The following is a 25,870-nucleotide window of genomic DNA, read 5'->3' on the forward strand; positions in this document are numbered from 1 at the left end:
CGGTTAATGAATAATCAAGAAGGATAACAGCATTCTATTCAACTGGCATATTCTCGGATGAAGCGGAGGATCTCATATACTGTGGCGGACTTACGTCATCAATAAGTAGAATGCCATCGTATTGGTCACGGGCGACTAAGCTTTCCGGTATCATGCCCCAGCTGTAGGCAAAGCGCGGCTCGAACATCCAGGAGTTGCCGGACTCACGGTTTTGGTAACGAAGATCCATGAATGTATACGGTGCACCTGCAGCGGAAAGAATCGATTCAATCGATCCGGGTTCCAGTGGCAGAACATCATGTACATTGCCCAAGTTATCTGCGGTTTGCCCGCTGGCCGGATACAGGCCTAGTATATAGCTGTATTTTTTCATCTCGTCCGACAGCATTTCCCCCAGTAATGGAACTGGATATGGGGAGCCCATCACTTCGGTTTGAGCTTTGCGAATGTGGTCGTTGTGTCCCCAAACGATGAATTTCTCCGTGGGGTATACGTCGGTAGCCAGCCACATGAGATTATCATGCATCGCCTGATCCCGCCATTCCATCGATTCAAGGAATGGGGCATAATCTCCGTTTTCCATGCCGAGGGTCGACTTGATGGAGATCTCGACAAACTCCTGGGCTACCCGAATTCGGTCGTTCAGACTTCGCTCCAGCAGCATGGATAGCTTAGGGTTGTCCGGGTATAGCTGTTTTACATGAGCCTTGTTTGCCTCGGTTTTGATAGATTTCAGAGCATCTTTATATACTTGAATCAGTTGCTTCTTCTCTTTGCGATAAGCCTCAAGATCCGTACCGATGGAGTATTCGGATAATTTCTGCTCGGCTTCCGCCAGACGCTTAGCCATGGCCTCATCCTTCAACCACTGTCCGTCGAACAGCGGATACTGCAATTGCATGTCAAAACCGGTCAATATGAGCGGCTGCTTACTTTTTTGAGCTGTTTTTAAGTATTCGAATAATGGCATGATTTCCTTGGACCACCAGACACCGAAGATGGAATCCTTCATGGTCTGTTCCGCGCTCTGTTGCCCTGCTTTGCCGTAAGCCAAGGATGTATTCCCAAGGCCGCTCTCAAAAGCCAGTACATTGTATCCCATCTCCTGATGCAGGAATTGGATCAATCGGGTTTTGGCCAGATTGAACTCGGCCACGCCGTGGGAGCTCTCACCCAGGAATACAATGCGCTTGTCATGCAGCAAGGGCTTCAGCATGGCCAGATCCTTATATTGGCTAGTTCCGTTGCCGGGATTGGAGGGTTGAATCGTATCCAATCGGTACACATGGTCTTTGGCCCAGTTCTCCCATTCGGCAATTTTTTCATCGGATGTTCGAGCGGTCTTAACTTCAGTCACCTGGCCTTGAATGGCATCTGGACTGGAAGCGTATGCTTTTCCGTCAGGGATAAGCGTGCTCCCCAGAATGGAAGCGGTGAGCAGGAATGCGGTGAATGCTTTTCTTGTTTGATGTGCTGGCATGATAGAATCGATCACTCCTTAAAAGGTACACTGTTGTGCATGAACCGGAATTTAATGAACATGCGTGCAAGAATTTCGTTGGAAGCTTCCGTACCTGGAATCGGTGGTATCACCTCCTTCACATCGTCACGGTAATGGTCTAGTTAAACTGAGAACAATCTTACCAGCCTAGTCTTCGTCCCAGAACAGATCATTGAGAGTACGTGATAGTGCCTTGCAAATGGCCACGCACAAGCTGAGGGACGGATTATATTTGCCAAGCTCGATCAGGCCGATGGTTTGCCTGGAGACACCGACAATCTGAGCCAATTCTTCCTGTGACAGATCCTTCTCGACCCGGGCCATCTTCAATTTGATGTTTTTCATGCAGGTTCACCTTCATATCCCTTTCTAAGAATCCAACTGATCGTTCTGTGACATTTTCTGACTTACTCTGTTGGCACCATGGTGGATCACCAAATTCACGCCAACGAAGAGCGGGATATAGAGGATCAGTGAAACGAAGAAAACCATGAAGAAATATTTGATTTCGGTTGAACTGTTGTCATTTCCGAACAACACGGCACTGCGGATACCGAAATAAAGAGCGAGTATGATCCCGATAGCCAACCCCCAGAGCGCAGTACGCTTACTGAATGACATTTTATTCCTCTGGTCATGGACCTCCACCTCATCCGAATAAATTCCCAGCGCCACGCTGCGGATGCCAAAATATATGCTCCCGCTAAGCATAATCAGTAGTTCCAGCCATACGGATTCCGTTGGGTGCAGCGCAAAAGATTTAATGATCACAGAGATGCTGCAGATGATCATGATCAAGATATAAACCTCTTTATATATTTTGTTCTTCAAATTGACGATGCGCTCATCCTCAGCAGAGTGCTTCTTAAACCATTTCATGATAATCACTCCTTCCATTTGATTAAGGATTCATACCAGATGCTTCCTATTTGTATTGTAATATTATATACGACACTTTGCAATATATATATGTCATTAAGATTTTTATATACGTCTTTTTTAATGAATAAAGGCGTGATTTTCAGCTCTAGCAACATCATATCGCAGGAGAACCATTTATTCTTGATCCGTTTTGCTACGGCGGGGCAGTAGGGCGGGCGGTGTTACAACTCGTGCCCGTGTGCTAGAATGGGTATAGGGCATCTTGTCCGAGTTGATAGCAGGAGCGTGTTGTCTCGTGATCCATTTCATTCGTTTACGTTAATGGAAGGTACAGAATCAGGTAGGCTCGGCCCTTTTTTTAACACGGCGGCTTGAGTTTATTTATCTGTGCCTTTTTCATTGCGCATATCGAATGAAAGGGTGATTTTTGCTGTGTCCAATAATGAAAAGTTATTAATAAAAGCACGATTGCTATCGAGGTATGAGAAAATGTTTAACTGCCCGATCTGTGGCAACTCCATGAAAGTTGAGCAGTCTGTCAGCTTGGTATGCGAGAAACAGCATTGTTATGATATATCGAAGCAGGGATATGTGAATATGTTGTTCCACACCACCAAAACGAAGTATGACAGGGCTCTGTTCGAATCACGAAACATCATTAGCCGCAGTGGATTTTTCGATCCGATGCTTGAGGGAATTTCGAATCGAATCCTTCAAGCACAGGGAGCAGATAGAGGCGGCGAGCTTAAGATACTGGATGCTGGCTGTGGAGAGGGCTCCCATCTGATGGAAGTCGTCAGCCAACTCGAGGAGCGGCAATCGTCACATAAAGTGCTTGGCGTAGGCGTGGACATTGCCAAGGAAGGCATTGTTATGGCTTCCAAGGCGGGAGCTGACCAAGTCTGGTGCGTGGCAGATTTGGCGCACAGCCCATTTGCCGACAGACAGTTTGATTTCATCATGAACATTCTATCTCCTTCCAATTATGCGGAGTTTAGGCGACTGCTTGCCGATGATGGAATGGTCATCAAGGTGATCCCGGGGGACGATTATTTACAGGAGTTACGGAAGATGTTCTACAGTCAGACAAGTAAAGAGAGTTATTCCAATGACCACACGATGGAACTGTTTAGTCGCCACTATGAGCGAATCGATTCCGAGCGGATTCAGTACCGTGTCGTATTGGATTCTAAACGGATGAACCATTTGATCAACATGACGCCGTTATCCTGGGGCGCGTCCCCTGAGACCTGCGAGCAGACGATGGGTGATGAGATGGAGGTTACGGTGGACTTCACGGTTTTATATGGTTGGAATTAAATAAAATAAGTCTAGCGTTCGAATTAAATACCAGAAGCCCTGCCGGATTTACTGTCAGGGCTTCTGGTATTTACTGTTGGATCGAAAATTCAGGCTCTCGTCGTGTTAAGCACGAGCGACGTCGCACCATTATAAATCTGAACATGCCCCGCCGGGCTTGCTACAAGTGGGTCGATAACAAGCGTCGTGCCGCTTACCTTAACCTCGATCACTTTTTTGCTCTGCTCGGCTGAATCCAACGGGGCAAGGAAATAAGAGTCCACCTGGAATTCATACAGATTAAGCAGTTCGATTAACATGCATTTTTTGACTTCAAACAGCATTTAAAATATCATTATGTCAGTAACCTAACAAATACTAACATAAATAACGCGCTGTAACAGCATTACAAATTCGCACTTAAGTAGGTTGATACAATATGAAAACAAAGGTAACAATTCAGGAAATCGCGGATTTCACGGGCGTGTCCAAGTTTGCAGTATCCCGGGCACTGTCGGGAAAGTCCGGAGTAAGCCCGCAGACAAGAGATATGATCTTAAAGGCGGCTGGACAATTGGGATACTTCAGGGATCAACCGGAGGCCAACTCCAGGGTAAGAATCAGCAGCTGCAAGAGCCGGAGAACCGAAAATGGTCCGGAGCTGTGTTAGTGCTCTTCCCGAATGTCCGGTATCAGAATCATGAATCTTTATACTGGGGTCCCGTATTCGATGGAATATCCGCCCGTCTTAACCAGAAAGGGTTGGACATCTTAACGTTGACCGAGCCCTCCAATGACCACATGTTCTCTCTTCTGAATCCGCAGGGGATTCTCGGAATTATCACGGTTGGATCTGTATCCACGCAGAATTTAATGGATATAAAGAAACTGAATATCCCGGTCGTCATGGTGGATCATATGGATCCGGCATTTCAGTCCGATATGGTATTCACCGATAACATATACGGCATGAGACAGATTATGACCAAGCTAATCAGCAAAGGATTTAAGAGATATCAATTCATTGGGAATATTGAGGATGCCCAGAGCTTCTATGAACGCTGGATCGGTTTTATTTCTGCTCTTAATGATTACAAGATTGGACATCAACAGCTTCCCGCTCTGAACGGACCTGAAGTTGAGAATTTAAGGGATACTTTAACCGCATCCGTAAATGAACACGGTCTGCCCGAAGTGTATGTGTGCGCGAACGATACAACAGCCATGTTCGCCATCGACATACTTAAGGAGCAGGGAATCGAGGTTCCGAGAGGAGTCCACGTGACGGGGTTCGATAACATGTATGACAACCTGCCGATCTTGGCAACGGTTAATATCGATAAGGAATTACTCGGAATGAGAGCAGTCGATCAATTGCTGTGGAGAATCTTGAACCCTGGTTCCAATTATGAGAAATTACTAATTCAAGCCGATATTATTGTTAGGGAGTTAGGTAACCGGGATAGTGAAATGAAATAACGAGTCTGGATGAAATGGAATAAGCCTTGATGTTTTTTTACATCAAGGGCTTATTTTATCATAACATAAACTAACAAATTTCATTTGGTTCGCCAATCGGGTCACGGCGTTATAATGTTATGATTACAGCAAAAAAAAAAGTTGATATTGAACATCGTGCAACATTAAGACCTAAGCGATATCACTAATAACATTTGATTATATGAACAATATTGTTATGTTATTTGTTATTATTATAATAATTAATATTGACGTGTGTAGAATGTGGTGTTATATTTTTTGGCAAAATACTAGAGATGGCAAGGAGACTATCATGGACAGAAACTTATTGACACTAAGAGAATGGAAATTCAAAGCCTGCAACGAAGCGGAATGGCTGCCGGCCGTGGTACCTGGTTGTGTACATACGGATCTGATCAAGAATAACAAAATTCCAGATCCCTTCTATGGAACGAATGAACATGATTTGCAGTGGATCGATAAGCAGGATTGGGAGTATGAGACGTCATTTGATCTGAATCCAAGCTGGATGAATGAATCTAGGCTCGAGCTCGTGTTTGACGGGTTGGACACGTACGCGGATGTATCGATTAACGGGACGAAAGTATTGTCTGCGGATAATATGTTCCGCTCGTGGCGCGTAGATGTAAAGGCTTTGCTTCAGACACGCGGCAATGTCATCAACATTCGCTTCCGTTCTCCGATCCAGGAGGATCTGCCGAAACTTGCGGCATTGGGATATCCATTACCTGCTTCCAACGATCAATCCGAGGTGGGCGGCATGGGCGATCAGAAAGTCAGCATTTTTGCCCGTAAAGCTCCTTATCACTATGGTTGGGATTGGGGTCCGCGCTTTGTCACCAGCGGCATCTGGCGGGAGGTACGCATCGAGGCCTGGTCCGAGGTACGTATGAGCGACTTGTTTATCCGTCAGGATGAAGTAACAAGCAAGTCGGCAAGGTTAACGGCTGTCGTTGCGGTGGAAACGGAGCGAGCATGGCAAGGTGTAATGCGTCTGAAAGCAGCAGGCGATGTGTGGGTGCAGGATGTTCGGGTCGAGGCAGGAGGCAGCACGCTGGAGTTAGCGTTTACGATTACGAATCCAAGGCTATGGTGGTGTCGGGGTTTGGGTGAAGCCCATCTATATGATTTTCATGCAGAACTGGTGGAAGCTGGGGAGGGCTCGGAGAGTGGGAGTATAGTCACCACGAAAAAGGTTAGAACAGGTCTTCGCAGCGCACGGCTCGTGCGGGAACGTGATGATCGGGGCACGTCGTTCTACATCGAGCTCAACGGCACGCCGGTATTCGCCAAAGGCGCGAACCATATTCCGAACGACAGCTTTATTACGGAAGTGACGACAGCGCGTTATCGTCATGAGATCGCTTCGGCGGCAGAGTCGAACATGAATATGCTGCGCGTATGGGGCGGCGGCATCTATGAGCAGGACGTATTCTATGAGCTGTGCGATGAATACGGCATCATGGTATGGCAGGACTTCATGTTTGCGTGCAGTATGTACCCGGGCGACGAAGCGTTTCTTGAGAGTGTGAGGCTGGAAGCCGAGGAGAATATCGTGCGTCTTCGCAATCATCCAAGTATTGTGCTCTGGTGCGGCAATAACGAGATCGATTCGGCGTGGGCTCATTTTGACGAGAACGGGGGCTGGGGCTGGAAGCGTCAGTATACGCAGGAGCAGCGTGAGAAGATCTGGGACGATTACAAAAAAATCTTCCACCAGGTGCTGCCCGGTGCCGTTGAGGCCTATGCACCCGGAGCCGATTACTGGCCGTCATCGCCGATGGTGTCGCTCAGCGACGATATCCATCAGCATGCCAGCTCATCGACCACAAGCGGTGATATCCACTACTGGGGCGTATGGCACAATACGGAACCGTTCGATAACTATAACGTGTACGTTGGACGTTTCATGAGCGAGTACGGATTCCAATCCTTCCCGGAACCGAAGACGGTGCGCACGTATGCGGCCGAGTCGGAGATGGAGCTCGAATCCAAGGTTATGCTGGCTCACCAGAAGAACGGAGCCGGCAATCGCCTGATCAAGACGTATATGGATCAGTATTATAGTGAACCGAAGGATTTCGAGGCCTTCCTGCATATGAGTCAGATCCAGCAAGCGGAAGCCATGAAGATGGCGATTGAAGCCCATCGCCGCAACAAGCCATACTGTATGGGCACGCTGTACTGGCAGATGAACGATTGTTGGCCAGTCGCTTCCTGGGCGGGTATGGATTACCTCGGGCGTTGGAAGGCGCTGCAATACGTGGCCAAGCGCAGCTTCCGTCATGTGAGCCTGTCGGTGGAGTCGAGGGAAGAACAGATTCGCGTTCATCTCATCTCCGACGTGTCCGAAGTCGTGGATGGCACGCTGAAGGTACAATTGTTTGATTTTAGCGGGACCGAGTTGTTTGTGCATGAACAAGAGGTCCATGCCGAGGCGCAAGGCGCGGTTGTCGTGTACGAGGCTACCGCCGATGAATTGTTGGCGGGACGGGCTGCTGCCCAAGTCGTGCTGCAAGCGCAATTGGAGCGGGCGGGTCAGATCGTAGACAGTAAGACGTTCTACTTCGTGAATGACAGGGATCTGGCTCTGCAAAGCCCGACCATCAGCTTGAAGGAAGTTGAAGGTGAGGGTAATGGCGCTACAACCTATGTGGTGGAGAGCAATGTGCTCGCCCGTCATGTGTGGCTGTCCGCGGAAGCCGAAGGCTTCTATAGCGATAATTACTTTGATCTGATCCCTGGTCAGCCGGTAACCGTGACGTTCCAGCGCAGGGATGCGGGAGATCAGCCGTTCGTGGCTGGACATCCGGGCTCGGTGGACGTGTTGTCGATGGCGGATTGGCTGGATCCTGCCAAGGTCGTAAGTGTTTAAATGAAGTTGAACCGCTTCTCGCTAGGTGCGAGGGGCGGTTTTTTTGTTGGTAAAATAAACATATACTGACCACTAAAAATATATTTTTTTCGACAGCGTAATCTGACAGCTTACGCCTCAATGCCTAATATATTTTGATTTATAGGAATATATTGGGTGGTGGTGTCGGGATTCGAACCTTTCATGTAACAGAAATGCAAAAACAAGAGGTGAAAGCTTTGATTGTGTATTGAGATATTTAAATAGGTCAAAATTAATAATAGTAGATGAAGAGGAGATTGAATATGTTTAAATATTCTAAAAGCTTACATTGGATAGGATATTTAAGGAATAGAGCTACTGTGTATTTTTTTGTCGTTATATTTTTTTTTATTATCAATAATGTAGCTGATGCTAGTTCTGAAGGGACAATGAAGAGGTTAATTAATGATTTTTCGAATTCTAAGGTTGAAACCACTTCAAATACTAACAAAGGACAAGAATTAATACTAGAGAGGGATGCATTTAGTAAAACATTCCAGAATCCAGATAAGACTTTCACCACAACAATTTCTAATGGAGCTATGCATTATAAAGTAGGTGAAAAATGGGAAAATATCGATACTAGAATTGTTAATGATCAGTCCGAAGCAGGTTTTGATCTAGGAGTAAGTAAGAATATTTTTAAGGTGAAACTCAATAAAAATAGTAGTAAGCCAATAAGAATAGCCTATGACAACGCGGCTATATCTTATCAAGCATTAGGAACAAACTCAGTCGTAGGCAGGTTATTCGACAATAGTGTTATTTATGAGAATATGTGGAATTATACAGATGTATCCTACACTGTAAATTCTTCAGGTGTGAAGATGCTCATTCATTTGAAAAATGTACATAGTCCTAAAGAGTTTCAATTTCAGATTAGTCATCAAAATTTAAGCAGTAGACTTAATGATGACGGTTCCGTAGATTTCACTAGTGTAAAAGGAGACATACAGTATTCTATACCTCCCATGTGGGTTAGGGATGATTCTAGTGAGAATGTACGTTATGAACCAATAAAACTGGAGTTAGGCTCTACTAAACAGGGCAGCATTCTAACTATCAAGTTGGATGATTCTGGCCTTGAATACCCTATTCTTATCGATCCTACCACGGATGTCAGTAAAAATATGCCCCATAGAGGAGGTCAAACTCGAAACTTGTCCACGGGTTTTCGTTACGGCATACCGTCAAGTCATATTCACCAAATTAAAATTGACACACATTTAACCTGTAAGGTTGATACTGGTGGAGAGTTTGATACGTGGCCATCTCGTTCTAGTTGCAACACGGGCCTATATGTAGCTGATCTTGATATGCAGGAGCGTCACGTTCGTACATATTCAGCTATGGCAGGACTAATATCATTTAGAATATTTGGAGATGAAATACGTGCAATTAATCCTATAGTTTCCAATGTGGTAAGTGTAGGAGTTAGGGATATGGAGGGAGATACACATAATGGGATGGAAATTAAAACACACATTACGGGGCAATTAACTGTTAGTATAACCTATGACAGAGAAAACGAAGATACTATTCCTCCCAGTTCCCCAACAGGATTAATCGCTAGAAATTTCACTTCAAAAACTGTTAACCTCACTTGGAATCCTTCTACAGATAATCTTGGGGTCATTCAATATAAAATTTACAATAACGAAATTGAAATAGGTTCCACCGTTTCCAATACTCCTGAATTTGAAGTTAAAGATTTACAGGGTGGGGCTACATATAAATTTACTGTCAGAGCTATAGACGGCGCAGGGAATTTATCGTATAACAGTAACACCTTAACATTTACTCCAGATGATATCCCACCAACTAAACCCGGCAATTTATCAGTTGAGTCTTTGAATTCTAATACTGTTACACTTTCCTGGAATTCTTCCACTGATAATATTGGAATTAAGAACTACAGGATTTATAAAGACGGTATGCTGCTGGGCTACACTCTCTCTACCAATTATATCGTATTAGGATTAGAAGATAACAAATTTTACAGGTTTTCTGTAGTTGCTGTAGATACTTCAGATAATACCTCAGAGGAAACCTACATAGATGTAAAGACATCTGGTAAATATAGCTATTATTATGAGAATGGAAGATTGTCATTCATTTTGAATGGTGCAGGCAAAAAAATTAGAGAGTTTCATTATGATAGGAATGGTAATCTCATTAAAGTTTTCATATACCATAATATGTGTTTTATCAAAAAATATTAGAAATGGGGAAGGGTTTATTTGTTTAATCTGAGGTCATTGCCAAAAAAATTACTAGTAATTCTACTTATGATCACATTATTATGCGAGACATTCATTTTCTACCCAGTTGCGATAGCATCTGAGGTCCACCCTATAGACAATGAACGTGTTCAAATAATCGCTGACCAATTCTCCGTATCAACCGATTGGATCCAGGAGCATCTGGATGAAGGTTACAATCTTAATCACATCCATGCTGCCTTATACAAAACACAATTAAAAAATATTAGTTTTGAAGAGGCAATTAACAGTTTGTTTCCTGCTGAAGTGAATATGTCTGCTAATCCAATGATGACTTCCTCGGTTCACGAGCTGCCGGAGACGGTTACCTCAGATGTATACGGGGAGCCTGATCAAGATATTTTACGCGATATTACATTTGTGGAATATGGCGAATCTAGTATTGTAAAACGATTTGATCATTTTACTGTTACAGAGGAAGTCTATGGCCCTGAACATAATCTTGACAATGAGGCACAAGAAGATACGGAGAACGAAGCAATCACAGATCCCGACATAGTCACAGAGCAAGACCCCGACTCAGACACTGAACAACAAGAACAACAAGAACAACAAGAACAACAAGAACAACAAGGAGAAGAGAAGACATCCCCTATAAATAGTGACCTTTCAGATGATCAGAAAAAAAATAATGAAGAATTAAATTCTGCACTTAACAAGGTGTTGTCGACAGGTGAACAGAATCCCATTTTAGAAAAGGCTCCTGTCTATAATGCCTCATCTTTTAATAACGCCCCTTATTCAGTTGGCTCGACTGGAGAATCTATCTCTAATGCAACTGGAGGGCTCTTTCTAGAACAGACAGACGCTACACTGCCTGGGAGAAACGGTCAATCCTTTTCTCTTACTCGACAGTACAGCTCCAGCGATTCGCAATTTCATGAAATGGAATATGGCTCCAATACTTACGAGTATAACTTATATTTATATTTTGTAAGGTTCAATGCAATACGTAAGCAATTAATACCGAAATACCATGTTAATTATCGTGAAAACATGTGGGTTCAACACGACAATAATGGGGACGGTATCGTCGATTATGAGACAGCAATAATAGATACATACGTGGTGAAGAAAGGTGAATACAACACGGAGAGCGAAGCGAGGCAGGTTGCCAGTCAACGTATTAGTTATACCATTCCTGAAGAACGAAAGACTGTGTCTGAAAATCGTAGCAGTGGAACTAACAGTTTTCCTAACGTAGTCCACTATATACAAGGCGGATTCAGAGGGGAGCTATACAAGGACGGAAGCTCTTACGTTACCTCAGGTACATACGTTCCTGAACAATCGCGAACTGAAACTTCGACGTGCATCAATGAGATTCCTGGTAAATATAATGCTTCTGGACAATGGGTAGCAACTGGTACTGGTAGTGATTGTCCGACTTCTAAAGCCTACAATAGTGGGGGGTTCAGTGGTACGTTAAACCGAACGAGTACTGATACTTTAAAGGCTTGTCCTTCACCAGGTACCCCGAATTACGTATGTACCAAGAGATTTCAAGCAAACTACTCAGGTACTGTAAGAAAACCTGGCTCAGATACAAGGGTATGGGGGCAAAGATATTCAGGCACTGTGATAAAACCGGCTGAAACATCTGACCGCCGATATGGTGGTTGGCTTGGAAGTAACCCACGTTATCGGTATGCTTATAACATAGCTGAGCAACCCTGGGTAGAAACCTTTATAACCGAAGGGCAGAGCAGTCCAGTAGTACTAACGAGTGATAATTTTGGGAATTGGTCACAGGCCGAAGAGTATAGGAGGATCGTTAATGCTTCCCCAACTGCATTTCTAGGATTCGATAATCAGTATAGTTACTATCTAGCTCCCAACCCAAATGCAACTGTAGAAGCTTTTGTGGCTGGCGTAGGCACAGGAGCTACTTATTATAATAAGACATCACCGAAATACAATGAACAATTGAATCCACTAGGGAAAGGTTGGTCATGGAAACTACCTTCAATTCAAACGAAAGAAGGTAAACAATACGTGCATCTTGGGGATGGCTCATCCTATGAAGTTGCTGGAAACAAGCTTAAAGGATATGACTGGGAAGGAATTAGTTTAACAACGGATAACACCGTAATGGTGGGCAGCGAGTTATCCAAATATAAACTAGCCACAGCAGATGGTAAAATGCGTCAATATTTTTCTGCGGATGGACGTATCTTACAGATTACCGATGCTTATAACAACTCAACCCAATTTTTGTATACCCACCAGGCTGGGTATGGACGGAAGTTGCTTTCTCAGGTCCGAGATGCCATAGGAAATACACTCGAAATTGAGTATAGCAACTCTCATGTAGCGATTAGACAAGGTGCTAAAACAATCACATATGAGAAACAAACACGAAATGGAGCCGAATTGTTAAGTGGAATCGTGGATGAACTAGGAAGAAGGACTACTTTTTCTTATAATATCGCACAAGCACGTTTTAATCTGTTCACAGCAAGTCCAGAACGAGCGGTTTCAAATCCGTATGCGCTTCTAACTTCTGTGCTTCATCCGACGGGAGCCATTACGGAATACAGCTATGACGAACAGCCAATCAAGCGATATATTGGGGAAAGTTCGCAGAATGAGAGTTATCGGATTAAATCACGAAAAGACAAAATTCTCTACGAGAATGGGACTAGTGAGGATTACAATCGTAAAAGTTATTTCTACTCTGGTGATATTGGTAGTTCTTATGGGCAAACTCAGACATTCTCATCTAGCCTGGACGACGGGTTAACCACATCCAACTATCAATACACAAAGAGACATATCGATAACGATACAAGCCCTCAGATCTATCTGGATCAAATCAAGATGAGTGCAGAAGGTACTGAAAGAACGACCCGTTATACCTATGATAAAAAAGTAGGCGGCCGTAACTATCCCGTTTCTGTACCGACGTCTGAGGTAATTACTAATAACCGTAATAGCGATAGACTATTAATTTCGAGGCAATACGATGATTATGCTAGCATCATACAAGGCACTAACGAACGTGGCGCCACCGTAAACAATACTTACGATGTCTCTCGTCATTGGTTATTACAGTCGGTGGAACGTGTGGCAACAGGTGTGAGCCTTTATACCAACTATACTCGAAACACACAGGGAGATATTACTGAACTTACGGTACGGCAAGACAATGCAAATGGACCGATCTTGACACACTTGCAATATGGATATGATACGTACGGTAATGTGGTAAGTGAAACGACGATACAGGGTGAGAAGAGAAGTACCATCACGACCAGTTACACGGCTGATCATGATTTTGCATATCCAACAAGACAAAGCGTGAACGTGAAGGATGCAGATGGAAATGTATCGGAAGTTGCAGTGACATCTACTTATGACAGAACATCGGGCCTTGTGACCTCGTTTACAGATTCTCGGCAACAGACGACCTCTTATCGTTATGATGCTCTGGGACGCGTGGTAGGCATAACCTATCCTGACTCGCACACAATTGCAGCGGAATATAATGATATTGATAATACGTTGACGGTGACTAATGAACTCGGGCAAAGAACGAAAACACGTTGGAATGCGCTTGGTTGGAATGTAGAACAGGGAACTTTCACTGACCAGGGGTATTTGACTAAGTCCAGAGCTGGCTTTGATCCTTACGGCCGAAATGTCTGGACAGAAGACGCGCTAGGACAGCGCACTCAAACCAGTTATGATCGTTGGAGTCGCCAGACGACGACTGTTTTTGCGGATGCTACCCAATCCAGGACAGAGTATGATGATGTTAATCGCACGATCACCAGCCGGGATGCTGAAGGAAATATCCAGCGCGAATTCTATGATATGTTTGGCCAGAAAACGAAGTCTGAAGAGCAAACGGTGCTGGATGCGGCAAGTCGTTTGATTGCAGAGCAGAGTTTCGATTCCGTCAGCGGTAATCTTAAAACGCAAACAGATGGCAAGGGGAACGTAACGCAGTATGGCTACACGGCGTTAGGACAATTAAATGATGTAAAGGATGCATTGTCTCAGATCACGCAATACAAATACGATTTACGCGGGAATTTAATTACGGTTACGGATCCAGATGGCCGTGAAACGCATAAAAGCTATGATGAATTGGATCGAGTGATCCTCACTCGAGATAAGTCGGGTCAACAAACCAAACTTTTTTATGATGGAAACAGTAATCTGGTTAGGAAAGTTGATCGTAATGGAGGTACCACAAACAGCGTATATGATTCGCGTGACCGTCTGGTGCAACAAACTAGTACGGATGAGACGATTGCCTTTACCTATGATGCGGCTGGCAAAAGGCTGACTATGTCGGATCGGACTGGTGTAACGAGCTATGAATATTCCGCACAGGGATATTTAACTCGTCTTCAGTACTCAGATGGCCAGGAACTGCATATGAAATATGATGATAATGGCAACCGAACAGAAGCAACTGGGCCTTTTGGTGGCAAGAGATATTTTAGTTATGATGCAATGAATCGACTGGACGCGATGGGGACGTCAATTGGAGCTGATGAATTCAGGTACAGCTATTACGCGAATGGCTTACCTAATCAATTTATCGCCAATGATCATCTGACAACCAAACATCGGTTTAATGGCACTAGGCTGTTGGAGAAAGAGCAAACGATGGGGCAATTGCCGATCAATCTTTATCAATACGAGTACGACGCCAATCATAATATCCAGAAACGCATTCAAAACCATGTAACGGATACGTTCAGCTACGATGTTCTAAATCGGATCGCAACGTCAAGTGTGTTTAATGAAGCGTATACCTATGATAAGTTAGGGAATCGTTTAACAATGCAGTCAGAACAGTGGCTAGCAACTCCGTCTATGACAAATACCTACGACGCACAGAACCGACTGACACAAGTAACGATCGAGGGTAAGACAGTCCAGTATGTATACAATGGGGACGGTCTATTAGTCGAACGGGTGGAGGACGGCGTGAAACGTCGTTATTACTATGATGGTAGCCAGATCATAGCTGAGGCCGAGGTGGTTAACGGTCAGCCTGTGCATAAGGCAACGTATATTCGAGGTAACGCATTAGAAGCCATTGAATATGCGGATGGTACCAGAGCGTATGTGTTAACGAACGGGCATGGGGACATTACAGAGCTTAAGGACGCGTCAGGTCAGACGTTGAACCAGTATGCCTATGATCTTTGGGGCAATATTCTTTCACAAACAGAACAAGTGCATAATCCATTCCGTTATGCTGGGGAGTACTGGGACGATACGACACAGCTGCAATATTTACGAGCAAGATGGTATGATCCAAGTATTGGACGCTTTTTGAATGAGGATACGTATGAAGGGGAGCTGGCGAATCCGCTGAGTCAGAACCTGTATACGTATGTGGAGAATAATCCGTTAATTTATGTTGATCCGACGGGGAATAAGGCATGGGTCATCCATGGAACATTTTCAAATCCAGAGGTTACAGGAAGAAATTCGTTTACTGATGATTTTATGAACTATTTGAGAAAACTGATTAACGAACCAGTTGAACGTGCAGATTGGTCCGGTGGTAATTCAAATGGTGCTCGTGCAGAAGCAGCTAAACTAACTGCTAATATAATTTATCAATATTCTTTAAATCATCCTAACGAACCCATAAGGTTGGTTGGGCATAGTCATGGTGGAAATGTCGCTATTATGACTGCTAATATTTTGGCAGAGAAAGGAGTAGCTGTAGAAAGTCTAATTACTATTGCCACTCCAGTTAGGGGATATCGTCTAAAGGGCGATGTAGGACAACATATCCATGTTTATACAGTTGTAGATGCAGTCCAAGAGAATGGTGGTAGTATGTGGATGCTAGGCCACACATTTAAGCGTACATTTACAGGAGCCAAGAATGTTGAAGTTGGCAAAAAAGATGTTGGAGCCATTGGTTCAAAATCAATTGGAGCTCATTCAAGAATGCATAGTAATCTCGAAATTTGGAAGAAATATATCGCACCAATCATAAAGATAAATAACAATGACTAGTGGGATTTTGAATATTTTTAGGGAGGTGGTGTGTAAGAATGCCGTTTTGGTGCAAATTACTTTGGATAGGTGCAGCTATTTTTGGTGTTTATTCATTAATATGGTTTGTAATGGGAGCAACTTCGAACTTTCAAAGGCAAATGGATTTACCGGAGACTGTAAAATTGATGTTTTTAGGAGGTCCAACTCTTTTCTTGTTAGTATTATCTTTCTGGCTATTCATTGTAAAGTGGAATATATCTAGTAAGGTATCTCACTTTTTCTTTATTGTTGGGTTATTAGTGCTTATAACATTTTCGATAATCTTAATTAAAAACACAACCACTGAGGGATGGTTGGAGGAAAGAGTAAAAAGCGATTCAATTAAGATAACTTCAGATCAATTGTATGAATACAGAATTGATTTGGTGAATGCTTTCCAGAAAAACAGTTATGCGAGGTTGTATGTAAGAGATGTTAGTACGAACGAAGAAAAGAACATCGCTCTTGATATTGAGACAAGAAATATAGTGGTATTATTCAGTGGTGTAGATAAAACAGATTGGGTTTATATGGAACCTACAGATATATCAGGTAATTACATTCTAAACACAACGGAAGAACTGGGGATACCGGAAGAAAGATTTAAAATAGATATGGAATTAGCGATTTCAAAAAAGTTAAATTGAATTATATTAAAATTGATAACCTAATAACTCAACTTTCGCAGCTGATATTGGCAAATAAGCCCCGATAGGCAGACCGGGCCAGGCCACTGCTTCAGTTGAAGTAGAATCATAGCGGAGATTTTCTCTCCTGTCTTTGTGGAAATTATGTGAATCCATATCCACCAATTGCTTGAGCACCATCACCCAGTTGATGGTGCTCATTTCCTCGCAGAGTAAATATATTAGTTCGCCGACTGACCGCGAGTCCTGCCAAGCGGGCAGGATGTAGCGTGAAAACACAATGGTGGTATGGCTAACGAACAGATCATAGGAACCGCCTTGGAGCTCCTTCTGTAAGCGCAAATGCGATTTGGTGTACTTGAAGGAGACCTTAATATCCCACCGGGAAGATATCGAAGCAGAGAGGGGCAGATCGGTTGAGAGGAGGGAATGCCTTTCGTTTATTTTGGAACGATGGCGGACAAAGAGGACATGAACCAGGATACTGGGAACAAGCTCAGCTTGGATCTGGCCAAAGACCGGCACGGCTCAACAAAATATACGGAGACACCAGCTTGTATGGCACGGTCAAGATACCGGCGATGACGTGTAGTGCGCTGCAATTCGTTTTTTACCGAAGTTTGTTTATTGCTGTGTATTCTCACTTGTCCAGCCCCTCTGACGTGCCGGTAATGTCTGACTTCACAGAACTCAGCAGCGCAAAGTCCATCGGGATAAACGAATGGCTATCCAATCAGCCCTTCGTCAGCATGCGGTATCTTTTGTAGAACGTACCGGTTGCATGATCGTTGAACCGTGCCAGCAGTTCTACTGCTTTGCTGCGGTTGCGCTCAAACATGGAATCATCGAAAATGAAGACCGTTTTCTGTTTGCCGACGTGAGTAACTAAGCCTGACCAATCGTCTCCGCGCTTAGCGACAACTGAAACCGCCTTCAAGCTGCCAAGATTAATAAATCGGCAGACGGCATCCTTTTCGGAACACGGTGAGCCATTTAAACCGATTCTTTTGGTAAAGTAGGATGAACACGATCCGGAAAAGATGGATACAGGTGAATACGAATGTATTCCTGAAACCCGCTTGTTCAAAGGTAGGTTTAATTTCGTGTGGAAGCTGATCGCTGGTGCCGTTTGCTCCTATCATAGAGAAGACACCTCTTCTGTTTGGTAGTGATTGTTGATACTCTCACTTTTCCAAGGGGTGTTTTTTATTTCGTCAAGCTGATAATTTGGGAACTTTCAAACTGAAGTATTGCAAGCTTTCGTCACGATTTTGTCTCTACGAAAGTTGAGTTAATAGTTATAGAGGAGAGATGATGAAAATGTTGCGAAAGAACAAGTCGACGTTAAGTTTTATACTTATCGTAGGAATGTTATTCGGACAAAACAATTTTTCTGATATAAGTGTGGCTTCTGCACGGGAAATGGATCAGCAGATGATTAAAGAGGAAGAAATCCTGGAACTACGAACGGAGAATACAAAAACTTTCCGAACGAGTCAGTCAGGGGTTTATGTACAAAAAGTATTTAGTGATCAGGTACATTATCAAGGTGAAGGAGGTCAATTTATAATATTACAACCGAGTTAACAGATGAGAACTCACTTGATTCATTTAACGATAGGACGATTTCAAAAAATAGTTTGGAAAAAATTATAGAACTGAAAAAAAGTAAAGACTTAACAGGAAAGAAAGCTAAAAATAAAACTGATATTCAAGGTACAGATGGTTCGTATTACGCGTTGCAAGTCCCTTACCATGCAGAATTGCCTAAGAATATTACCTCAGGCTACTCAATCGGTGAAGGAGCGAATTTTCTTTCATTTATTCCACAGAACGCTAAATCATCAATAGGAAAAAAAGACCCGTATGCTCCAAGCACTTTGTTGTATGAAAATGTGTGGGAGTATACCAATATTAAACTTTCCATAACTCCTACGGGCATAAAGGAAGACATTGTGTTATTGAGTACGAAGGCACCTAATTTGTTTACTTTTGAAGTTGTGGGCAATCTGGACAAAGACATGAAGTCTGGTAATCTGACTCTGCTTCCAACTTGGCTTGAAGATAGTAGAGGGCAGCAACGAACTGTGAATATGACTAAGCGCATATCGGGAGGTAAAACATTCTTAGATCTGACATGGGATGATAACGGCCTAGTTTATCCAGTTACGATAGATCCGAGCGTCAAGATTCAAAGAGCACGTGTTTATCATACCTGTTCCAATAATCCTACTATGTTAAATGTTGGACTTGTTGTAGGATCGGATCAAAATACAAGAACTTGTATGTCGTTTATCCAATTCTCTGGTTTTCAGCTTCCTAAATCAGCTCATGTAACCAAGGTTGATTTAGTTGTTTACGGATACAACAACGGTGGTTCGTTTCCTGTCAGAGTTCGGCAAATTGCATCACCTATAACGATGCAATTTAAATTATAATAACCCTCCAAATTTGCTCAATTCCAAATCTGTAACTACAAACGTTGCATACTCGCCTAAATATGAATACTACAGATGGAACGATATTGAGGTTGATTCTGCATATTTTAGAACAGGGTTAGTTCAACTTGGAATGTACTATGGGGATAATTCTAGAGGTATGCTATATGAAGGCTCAAGCAACTATGGTGGAGAGACAGAACTTGAAATCACTTACAAAGACAATCGGAATATGTATCATTATGATTTGAGTGGAAAACTATCTTCTATACGTACGAAATCAGGCCATTTGGTGAATGGAACTGTCTATGACAAAAATGGAAATACCCTTAGAAAGCGGTCGCCCTATTATACGCTGCTAGAAAACCATGATTTTCGTGAGGGAGGAGGGATGTGGCAACTTGGTTCGAATATGAGTATTGCAAGTGAAAACTCTGTTGATGGTAACGGTAGTCTGAAGTTTTCTTCTCAAACCGCCATCTCCAGCAATTCCATAGCACAAGCTTATTCCATATCCGCTGCTAATATGAGTGACTACGTGCTGACCGCAAATATATTAGATAATACCTCAAACGGAAGAGTATATGTTACTTGGAAAGAGTATAATTATTACTATGGAGAGGTGGGTTCGGGGATTCAGCTTTATTCGTCCGAGCCAGGACATTGGTCAAGAAGCTCGACTTCCTTTAGAACAAGTACTATGACGGAATGGATCACGGTACAAATCATAGCTGAGGCAGGAACGGTAGGTACTGCTTATGTTGATTTCGTAGATTTACATCCAGGGGTCGTTGTCGAAGGGTTTGAAGGCGATAATGAGAGGTGGGGAATACCTCGGGCTAACCTTACGACAGTTTCGACAAAAGCCAAGGAAGGTGCCAAAAGTCTTAGATTTAATAATAGTGGAAGTCCAATTACCACTTCGATTAGTTACAATAAAAAAATCCCTGTTAATCAAGGTATAGAGTACAATCTAAGCGCTTGGTTTCTCAATGATCTTAGTTCCGATAATGCAAGATTATCTATTATTTTGTATGGACAATCAGAGGAAGGAAACACAACAGAATCTGTTCAGTTGAACATGTCTGAACTTAGAGGGTCAGGTTTATGGTTCAATAAAGATATTAGCTTTGTACCAAAGACTACGACCAGATACTATCACATTCAACTTCTCTATCAGAACGCAGCAGGAAGCTCCTATTTAGATCAGCTGAGGCTAATACCTAACCCACTTGCTGATAGAGACTGGACCCATGCCGGACTCAAAGCATCGCCAGTTCAGTAGAGGGAATACGAACTGCACTAGGCTTATCATCACCCAACAAATTGCTCGTGGATGGTGAATGGCTCCACCTGGTCACTCTCAAAAGTTCCCGCACCCAGCTCCAACCTACCTGCAAAAAAAACTGCCCGTAAAATGCTCGAATAGCATCTGCGGGCGGCCCTTGTCAATGTTACTTACTTGCCTTATACGTGTTCAAGAATTTCTTCACCTTCGCCGGGTCGGCACGAGTTCGTTGCCGGTTTTGATGATCAGGCTGACGGTGGAGTAGAGCAAGGCTCTTCACAGATCATCGCTTGTCACTACATCCCGGTTCTTCGTGTTGAAGAGCAGGTAGGATACAACCACTGCTCTCAATCGTTTGCAGCTTCAGCTTGCTGTCCCCTTCAACGACGTGGTACTTCGTTTCAGGACGCCGTATTAGAGATGAATCTCGCCACTGCGCAGGGCGGACAGGGTGCTGTCGGCATCCTTGATAAAACTTCTTCAATCTCAGGTTCGTGCTCGGTACCCTTCATGTACCCAGCGTTCTTGCAGAAGGTGGTTTCAAAATCGTTCTTGTGAGACAAAATGTACGGACCGCTTGCATACATGGTGTTGCTCCGCAGCCATAAGCTCGAGTTTCTTTGCGTAAACAAAAACTTGTGAGCAAATCTAGTCACGAGCTGTGTGGATACTATGAACTCATCGATATTACCCTCATATCCTCCGCTAGAACAGGCAGTCCTTCCATAAAATAATGATCCTGACCCGCCAACGCTCGAAGTGTGGCATGCGGAAAGTATTCCAGGTAATGCTCCGCGTGTGCAGTGGGAACTACGGGATCCTCCTGCGTATGATAGATGTAAACGGGACAAGCGGACAGCGAATCCGCATGATACGAATTAGTTAGAGTAAACCCCTCGTTCTGCCAATCGGGATCCCTACCCCAATATGGCGAGGCAACCAAATGAAGCGATTTGACCTTGATCTTCGGCGAAGCTTCCGAGAGATATTTTGCAAGAACCGTGCCTCCAAGGGAATGCCCAATGAGAATTACCTCACCAGTGAGCTTGTCCATTTCTACCTCAAGTTGGTTTTGCCATGTCGCATACTCTATTTGATCCGGCATGCGGGGAGCGATCACTTCATACCCTTCCCCGAGCGCTTCTATTAACCAAGCCGTGAGCGGATTGCTGCCGTCTGAAGGTCCTTGCACCCCAGCACAATGAATGAATAAAACTTGTTTCTTCATGCATTTCCCCTCCTGATTTTTGATATCGCCATCATAACATGAGGGAATCGGTCAGGTTTCTTAGGAATTGCTACGATTGTCAATAAACCAGCGATTCTGCTTATCCAACATGAAGCGATGCCCGGACTCAGATGCGCTTATTCATCGGATTCGGGGGATATAATGAACGATCGCGGACACAGGATTCGTTATTGTGGCAAAATAGGGTGGGATCGAGCCCGTTTTCAGTGAATAACGGATCTCCTGTCCGCGCGACATGCAAAACAGCATCAATTTGGCGGAATAGCGGAACCTCTGTCCGCCAAAGCTCAGGAATGTTGCTCCCACACTTACCTCATGCCCATGAGGCCATTAACCTGGCTCCCTCACACCACACCTATGCAAATCTCGAAATAAGCTGTTTAGCTTGCAGCAGTGAGCAATCGCACAAAAAACCGCCCGCAACATGCTCGAACAGCATCTTGCGGGCGGCCGCATTAACATTATTTACTTGCTTTATACGTGTTCAAGAATTCCTTCACCTTCGCCGGGTCGGCTACGAGTTCGTTGCCGGTTTTGACGATCGGGCTGACGGTGGAGTAAGCCTTGATCTTGTTATTGTTGTAGTACGCCAGAATCTCATCCTGGTTGATGGAGTAGAGCACAGCTCTTCTCAGATCGTCGCTTGTCGCTACATCCCGGTTCTTCGTGTTGAAGAGCAGGTAGGATACGGCATTACTCTCAATCGTCTGCAGCTTCAGCTTGCTGTCCCCTTCAACGACGTCGTATTTCGTTTCAGGCACGCCGTAGTAGAGATGAATCTCGCCACTGCGCAGGGCGGACAGGGTGCTGTCGGCATCCTTGATAAAGCGTACTTTGACTTCCTCAATCTTAGGTTCGTTCTCCGTACCCTTCATGTAACCAGGGTTCTTGTAGAAAGTGGCTTCATAATCGTTCTTGTGCGACAAAATGTACGGACCGCTTGCAAACAAGGTGTTGTTGTAACGGTCGCCTTCAGTTACCGTGTTCTGGTCACCGTAAGGGATGTCCTTGTTCACGTCGAAGTTCGCTACATCATAGGTGTTGATGGCCTCGACCTGCTTCTTGGAGACAATACCTGCCGATTGGTGAGCCAGGTAGTTCAGAACTTGCGGGAACGGCTCGGTAGTTGTCAATTTGATGACCTGATACTTGCCTTCTGCCGTGCTGGCTTGGTTCTTGTCACTTACCAGAGAAGCGATCGGAGTATCCAGACCTTCTTCCAGTGCAGCCTTGATCGTGCTGCTGCCACCCGATACATTTGTGCTCTCAAGCGCGCTCAGATCTGTTACAGCCTCAACGGTATTGATATGCTCGTGAAGCGTGTACGTACGATGATCCGGCACGGAGTCTTTGTCCTTCGCGCGGTTCATGGCAAAGATAACGTCGTCCGCGCCTACGCGCTCGCCGGAATCCTCGGCTTTTTTGTTCGTGATTTTGGCAAAGTTGATATCGTCTCTAAGAATAAAGTAGTATTCAGAATTGCCTTCTGCGATCGCATGGTTGTAAGAAAGCGATCCTTCGGATGTAATGTTGTCATCATCGGTCAGGTTGATCAGTCTTACGTTCATGTTCGTATTAATGATGTTGATCGAGCCGTCATTTCCCTTGATTGGATCAAGTGAAGTCAACTCCGAGACGGATTGGGACAGAATCAATGGCTGGGTAGCACGCTTGGACTGGTCCTTGAAATCAACGGCTTCCCATGGAAGGGAACGAGATTTCGATAGACGCACGGATTTCTCGTCCAGCACATCCTTGTTCAGAGCCTGGCTCTTCAAGGAGATGTATAGCGGTGCAATGTAGGCTTTGTCTGTTACGAGACGCTGCTCCAGTTGCTTGTATGTCTCAACAGCTTCTTCAGGCGTCTGTGTAGCCGCTTCGTCGATCAGCTTGTCTACTTCTTCATCGGCCAGGATACTGTAGTCGCCGCCGGTTTTGAACAGGGAGCGTACGGCATAGTCCGGGTTACCTGTAACGGTGGTCCAGCTCGACAAGGCGACATCATAGTTGCCGGCATCCTGCTGGGCCTTGAAGCTGCCGTAGTCTGCTTGCAGGTTCAGCTTTACGTTGAAGCCATTCTTGGTAAGCTGGTCACGGATAATGTTGATATCGGACTCGCCTGAGCTCATACCTAGCAGTTCAATGGTGACTGCGGAATTATCTACAGCCGTATCCGATGGTTCTTGCGGATTTTGCGGCTGTGCATCATCTTTAGTTGTTACGTTGCATCCAGCCAGTACGATGACAAGCGAGAGAAACAGTAACAGCAAGGAACTTTTTTTCATGTTGATACCCTCCTGAGTTGTGTATATATATAAATTTTATTGAAACCAATGTTAGTGTGTCTTATATACTGGCGCTTTAATCCAGTTTCGGATCGAGTGCATCGCGCAATCCGTCGCCAAGGAAGTTGAAGGACAGCACCAGAGCGATAATGGCAAGGCCAGGATAGATGGCCAAGTACGAATGGGTCTCCAGATACGTGCTGCCGATCTTAAGAATGTTCCCCCATTCGGAATATGCGGTTCTACGCCCAGTCCCAAATAACTTAAGCTGCTAGTCGAGATTACAGCTGCGCCGATGGTTAAAGTAGATTTAACAATCATCGGGGCAAGGGAATTGGGAACGATATGCTTGAAGATGATCGAGAAGTTGCTGGAACCGAAGGCTCTGGCCGCATCGACATATTCAAAGGTGGAGACCAGCAGCACATTCGCGCGCATCGTTCTGGCATAGGTAGGTATTGCACCTACGCTTAGCGCCAGAATGAGATTCGTTGTGTTAGCCCCGAAGGCTGCGATGATCGCAATCGCCAGCAGAATGCCTGGAATGGCGTACAGAATATCCAGCAGACGCATGATGATGTTATCGGTATGACGGCCGTAGTAGCCGGATATCGCACCGAGAACGCCTCCGATGATGACCGGAATCAACGTCGAGGCAAAACCGACAATGAGCGAGATGCGAGCGCCGAATACGATTCGGGAGAACAGGTCCCGTCCGAAGTTGTCCGTTCCCAGCGGATAGGCCAGGCTCGGTGGCTGAAGAATGGCGCTGTAATTGTTATCGATCGCCATACTGTAGTCGAACGTGAACAGACTGCACACGGACAAGCAGAACAGCAGGATGACGAAAAACAGTCCCGACATGGCGGTCATATTGCTGGTCAGTTTCACCCAAACGTCGCTCCAACGCGTCATAGCCGGGTTGCCTTGCTTGCGAATTTTGGCCAGCAGATTAATACCGAGCACCAAGGCAAAGATGTTGCCGGTCACAGCCGTAACAATGATCAGCAGCGCTAGCCAGGTCATGCCGCGCGGCGTGTAGTTCGACGTGACAAACTTGGCTACGAGCAGCAACGTGATCAGATAAATAGCGGCAATGACGAGCAGCAAGCCCATCGCCGGCAGAAACGTATTCGATACATAAGGCTTAAACAGATTCAATGCCGATATGGCAATCACATAAAGCTGCGTTAAGAACATATAGACAGCGATGGTATACTCAGGCGGCCTATTCCTCTTAATCAGGTTAAAGCCGAATGTGACGGTAAATAAATTACCGGTAAGCAGGCTTAATAACTGAATGTAGCCGAGAATCCGGGTAGAGCGTTTGATTTCTCCCAGCTTCAACAGATCGCTGCGAATCAGCAGCGTAATGACGATTTGAATGATGGTAAAGAAGGCGTAAGCGGCGAAGGCCGCAAATACCCAAGGCTTAATGGTTCCCCCAGCGAAATCGAAGCTGTTCAGCAGCAGGATGACCGTTAACGTCAACGATATCACCCAAGTGAAGTTGGCTTGACTGTACTCGTGAGAGGATTTCAGCTGGTGTGCGGTTTCCTGTTTCGATAGAAGCTTCTTGATCATGAGT

General features: G+C 44.6%; 19 protein-coding genes and 2 pseudogenes. 11 read left to right on the forward strand and 10 right to left on the reverse strand.

All coding sequences use genetic code 11. The features are described from left to right. Positions 1–34: 34 nt before the first annotated feature. The 3 genes from JCM10914_RS14510 to JCM10914_RS14520 form a co-directional block, all read right to left on the reverse strand. Positions 35–1,480 carry an erythromycin esterase family protein gene (locus JCM10914_RS14510; RefSeq protein ID WP_023962158.1) on the reverse strand — a complete coding sequence of 482 codons (1,446 nt, stop codon included), beginning with the start codon at positions 1,478–1,480 and terminating at the stop codon, positions 35–37. Between the two features lie 168 nt (positions 1,481–1,648). Then, positions 1,649–1,846 carry a helix-turn-helix transcriptional regulator gene (locus JCM10914_RS14515; protein WP_006208504.1) on the reverse strand — a complete coding sequence of 66 codons (198 nt, stop codon included), beginning with the start codon at positions 1,844–1,846 and terminating at the stop codon, positions 1,649–1,651. A 24-nt stretch (positions 1,847–1,870) separates the two neighbouring features. Further along, positions 1,871–2,380: a DUF6773 family protein gene (locus JCM10914_RS14520; RefSeq protein ID WP_023962160.1), complete on the reverse strand. Its 510-nt coding sequence runs from the start codon at positions 2,378–2,380 to the stop codon at positions 1,871–1,873. 435 nt (positions 2,381–2,815) lie between these two features. Here JCM10914_RS14520 and JCM10914_RS14525 point away from each other — a divergent pair, with 435 nt between their 5' ends. Next, entirely contained in the window at positions 2,816–3,703 is an 888-nt protein-coding gene (locus JCM10914_RS14525; protein WP_023962162.1) for a putative RNA methyltransferase, read from the forward strand. 89 nt (positions 3,704–3,792) lie between these two features. On the opposite strand, the gene JCM10914_RS14530 is transcribed toward JCM10914_RS14525, so the two are convergent. Next, positions 3,793–4,002: a hypothetical protein gene (locus JCM10914_RS14530; protein ID WP_036718297.1), complete on the reverse strand. Its 210-nt coding sequence runs from the start codon at positions 4,000–4,002 to the stop codon at positions 3,793–3,795. Positions 4,003–4,121: 119 nt separating this feature from the next. Here JCM10914_RS14530 and JCM10914_RS30380 point away from each other — a divergent pair, with 119 nt between their 5' ends. From JCM10914_RS30380 to JCM10914_RS14555, 6 genes are all read left to right on the forward strand, one after another. Next, entirely contained in the window at positions 4,122–4,352 is a 231-nt protein-coding gene (locus tag JCM10914_RS30380; protein ID WP_231638656.1) for a LacI family DNA-binding transcriptional regulator, read from the forward strand. Then, complete coding sequence (locus JCM10914_RS14535) at positions 4,352–5,161, forward strand: substrate-binding domain-containing protein (RefSeq protein ID WP_023962166.1); 810 nt, start codon at positions 4,352–4,354, stop codon at positions 5,159–5,161. The genes JCM10914_RS30380 and JCM10914_RS14535 overlap by 1 nt, the downstream gene beginning before the upstream one ends. Positions 5,162–5,474: 313 nt before the next feature. Continuing rightward, complete coding sequence (locus tag JCM10914_RS14540; RefSeq protein ID WP_023962168.1) at positions 5,475–8,057, forward strand: glycoside hydrolase family 2 protein; 2,583 nt, start codon at positions 5,475–5,477, stop codon at positions 8,055–8,057. A 284-nt stretch (positions 8,058–8,341) separates the two neighbouring features. Further along, the gene (locus tag JCM10914_RS14545; RefSeq protein ID WP_023962170.1) at positions 8,342–10,300 is read left to right on the forward strand and encodes a fibronectin type III domain-containing protein; all 1,959 of its coding nucleotides are present in this window, start codon (positions 8,342–8,344) and stop codon (positions 10,298–10,300) included. Between the two features lie 18 nt (positions 10,301–10,318). Further along, positions 10,319–16,354 (forward strand): RHS repeat-associated core domain-containing protein, encoded by a 6,036-nt coding sequence (locus JCM10914_RS14550; protein WP_023962172.1) that lies wholly within the window; start codon positions 10,319–10,321, stop codon positions 16,352–16,354. A gap of 38 nt (positions 16,355–16,392) precedes the next feature. Further along, positions 16,393–17,022 carry a hypothetical protein gene (locus tag JCM10914_RS14555; RefSeq protein ID WP_036718299.1) on the forward strand — a complete coding sequence of 210 codons (630 nt, stop codon included), beginning with the start codon at positions 16,393–16,395 and terminating at the stop codon, positions 17,020–17,022. Between the two features lie 6 nt (positions 17,023–17,028). On the opposite strand, the gene JCM10914_RS30385 is transcribed toward JCM10914_RS14555, so the two are convergent. Beyond that, a complete protein-coding gene (locus JCM10914_RS30385) occupies positions 17,029–17,223 on the reverse strand; it encodes a hypothetical protein (protein WP_023962173.1) in 195 nt (64 codons plus the stop codon). Positions 17,224–17,451: 228 nt separating this feature from the next. Between JCM10914_RS30385 and JCM10914_RS30390 the strand changes: the two genes are divergently transcribed. Beyond that, on the forward strand, positions 17,452–17,607 hold the full coding sequence (locus JCM10914_RS30390; protein ID WP_231638657.1) for a hypothetical protein: 156 nt from the start codon (positions 17,452–17,454) through the stop codon (positions 17,605–17,607). 148 nt (positions 17,608–17,755) lie between these two features. On the opposite strand, the gene JCM10914_RS30395 is transcribed toward JCM10914_RS30390, so the two are convergent. Then, positions 17,756–17,959: a hypothetical protein gene (locus JCM10914_RS30395; protein WP_052019805.1), complete on the reverse strand. Its 204-nt coding sequence runs from the start codon at positions 17,957–17,959 to the stop codon at positions 17,756–17,758. A 383-nt stretch (positions 17,960–18,342) separates the two neighbouring features. Between JCM10914_RS30395 and JCM10914_RS14575 the strand changes: the two genes are divergently transcribed. The 3 genes from JCM10914_RS14575 (at position 18,343) to JCM10914_RS14585 (ending at position 20,745) form a co-directional block, all read left to right on the forward strand. Beyond that, positions 18,343–18,609 (forward strand): hypothetical protein, encoded by a 267-nt coding sequence (locus tag JCM10914_RS14575; protein ID WP_036718301.1) that lies wholly within the window; start codon positions 18,343–18,345, stop codon positions 18,607–18,609. A gap of 53 nt (positions 18,610–18,662) precedes the next feature. After that, complete coding sequence (locus tag JCM10914_RS14580; RefSeq protein WP_023962177.1) at positions 18,663–19,460, forward strand: hypothetical protein; 798 nt, start codon at positions 18,663–18,665, stop codon at positions 19,458–19,460. A gap of 160 nt (positions 19,461–19,620) precedes the next feature. Then, positions 19,621–20,745, forward strand: coding sequence for a hypothetical protein (locus JCM10914_RS14585; RefSeq protein ID WP_036718304.1), 1,125 nt, complete (start codon positions 19,621–19,623; stop codon positions 20,743–20,745). A 169-nt stretch (positions 20,746–20,914) separates the two neighbouring features. Here JCM10914_RS14585 and JCM10914_RS30400 read toward each other — a convergent pair. From JCM10914_RS30400 to JCM10914_RS14605, 4 genes and pseudogenes are all read right to left on the reverse strand, one after another. Beyond that, positions 20,915–21,344, reverse strand: a pseudogene (locus tag JCM10914_RS30400) (ABC transporter substrate-binding protein); the annotation flags it as partial. A 74-nt stretch (positions 21,345–21,418) separates the two neighbouring features. Continuing rightward, positions 21,419–21,976, reverse strand: coding sequence for an alpha/beta fold hydrolase (locus JCM10914_RS14590; RefSeq protein ID WP_023962179.1), 558 nt, complete (start codon positions 21,974–21,976; stop codon positions 21,419–21,421). Positions 21,977–22,458: 482 nt separating this feature from the next. Further along, on the reverse strand, positions 22,459–24,282 hold the full coding sequence (locus JCM10914_RS14600; RefSeq protein ID WP_023962180.1) for an ABC transporter substrate-binding protein: 1,824 nt from the start codon (positions 24,280–24,282) through the stop codon (positions 22,459–22,461). Between the two features lie 76 nt (positions 24,283–24,358). Then, positions 24,359–25,866, reverse strand: a pseudogene (locus JCM10914_RS14605) (ABC transporter permease). Positions 25,867–25,870: the final 4 nt, after the last annotated feature.

The organism is Paenibacillus sp. JCM 10914 (genome assembly GCF_001315105.1).
GTDB lineage: Bacteria > Bacillota > Bacilli > Paenibacillales > Paenibacillaceae > Paenibacillus_AQ.

Coding starts and splice junctions, on each gene's coding strand:
- JCM10914_RS14555 (WP_036718299.1), top strand. CDS start 16,393: ATGCCGTTTTGGTGCAAATTACTTTGGATAGGTGCAGCTATTTTTGGT.
- JCM10914_RS14600 (WP_023962180.1), bottom strand. CDS start 24,282: ATGAAAAAAAGTTCCTTGCTGTTACTGTTTCTCTCGCTTGTCATCGTA.
- JCM10914_RS14520 (WP_023962160.1), bottom strand. CDS start 2,380: ATGAAATGGTTTAAGAAGCACTCTGCTGAGGATGAGCGCATCGTCAAT.
- JCM10914_RS30390 (WP_231638657.1), top strand. CDS start 17,452: ATGCCTTTCGTTTATTTTGGAACGATGGCGGACAAAGAGGACATGAAC.
- JCM10914_RS14510 (WP_023962158.1), bottom strand. CDS start 1,480: ATGCCAGCACATCAAACAAGAAAAGCATTCACCGCATTCCTGCTCACC.
- JCM10914_RS14590 (WP_023962179.1), bottom strand. CDS start 21,976: ATGAAGAAACAAGTTTTATTCATTCATTGTGCTGGGGTGCAAGGACCT.
- JCM10914_RS14545 (WP_023962170.1), top strand. CDS start 8,342: ATGTTTAAATATTCTAAAAGCTTACATTGGATAGGATATTTAAGGAAT.
- JCM10914_RS14530 (WP_036718297.1), bottom strand. CDS start 4,002: ATGTTAATCGAACTGCTTAATCTGTATGAATTCCAGGTGGACTCTTAT.
- JCM10914_RS14540 (WP_023962168.1), top strand. CDS start 5,475: ATGGACAGAAACTTATTGACACTAAGAGAATGGAAATTCAAAGCCTGC.
- JCM10914_RS30385 (WP_023962173.1), bottom strand. CDS start 17,223: ATGAGCACCATCAACTGGGTGATGGTGCTCAAGCAATTGGTGGATATG.
- JCM10914_RS14575 (WP_036718301.1), top strand. CDS start 18,343: ATGTTGCGAAAGAACAAGTCGACGTTAAGTTTTATACTTATCGTAGGA.
- JCM10914_RS14515 (WP_006208504.1), bottom strand. CDS start 1,846: ATGAAAAACATCAAATTGAAGATGGCCCGGGTCGAGAAGGATCTGTCA.
- JCM10914_RS14585 (WP_036718304.1), top strand. CDS start 19,621: ATGCTATATGAAGGCTCAAGCAACTATGGTGGAGAGACAGAACTTGAA.
- JCM10914_RS30380 (WP_231638656.1), top strand. CDS start 4,122: ATGAAAACAAAGGTAACAATTCAGGAAATCGCGGATTTCACGGGCGTG.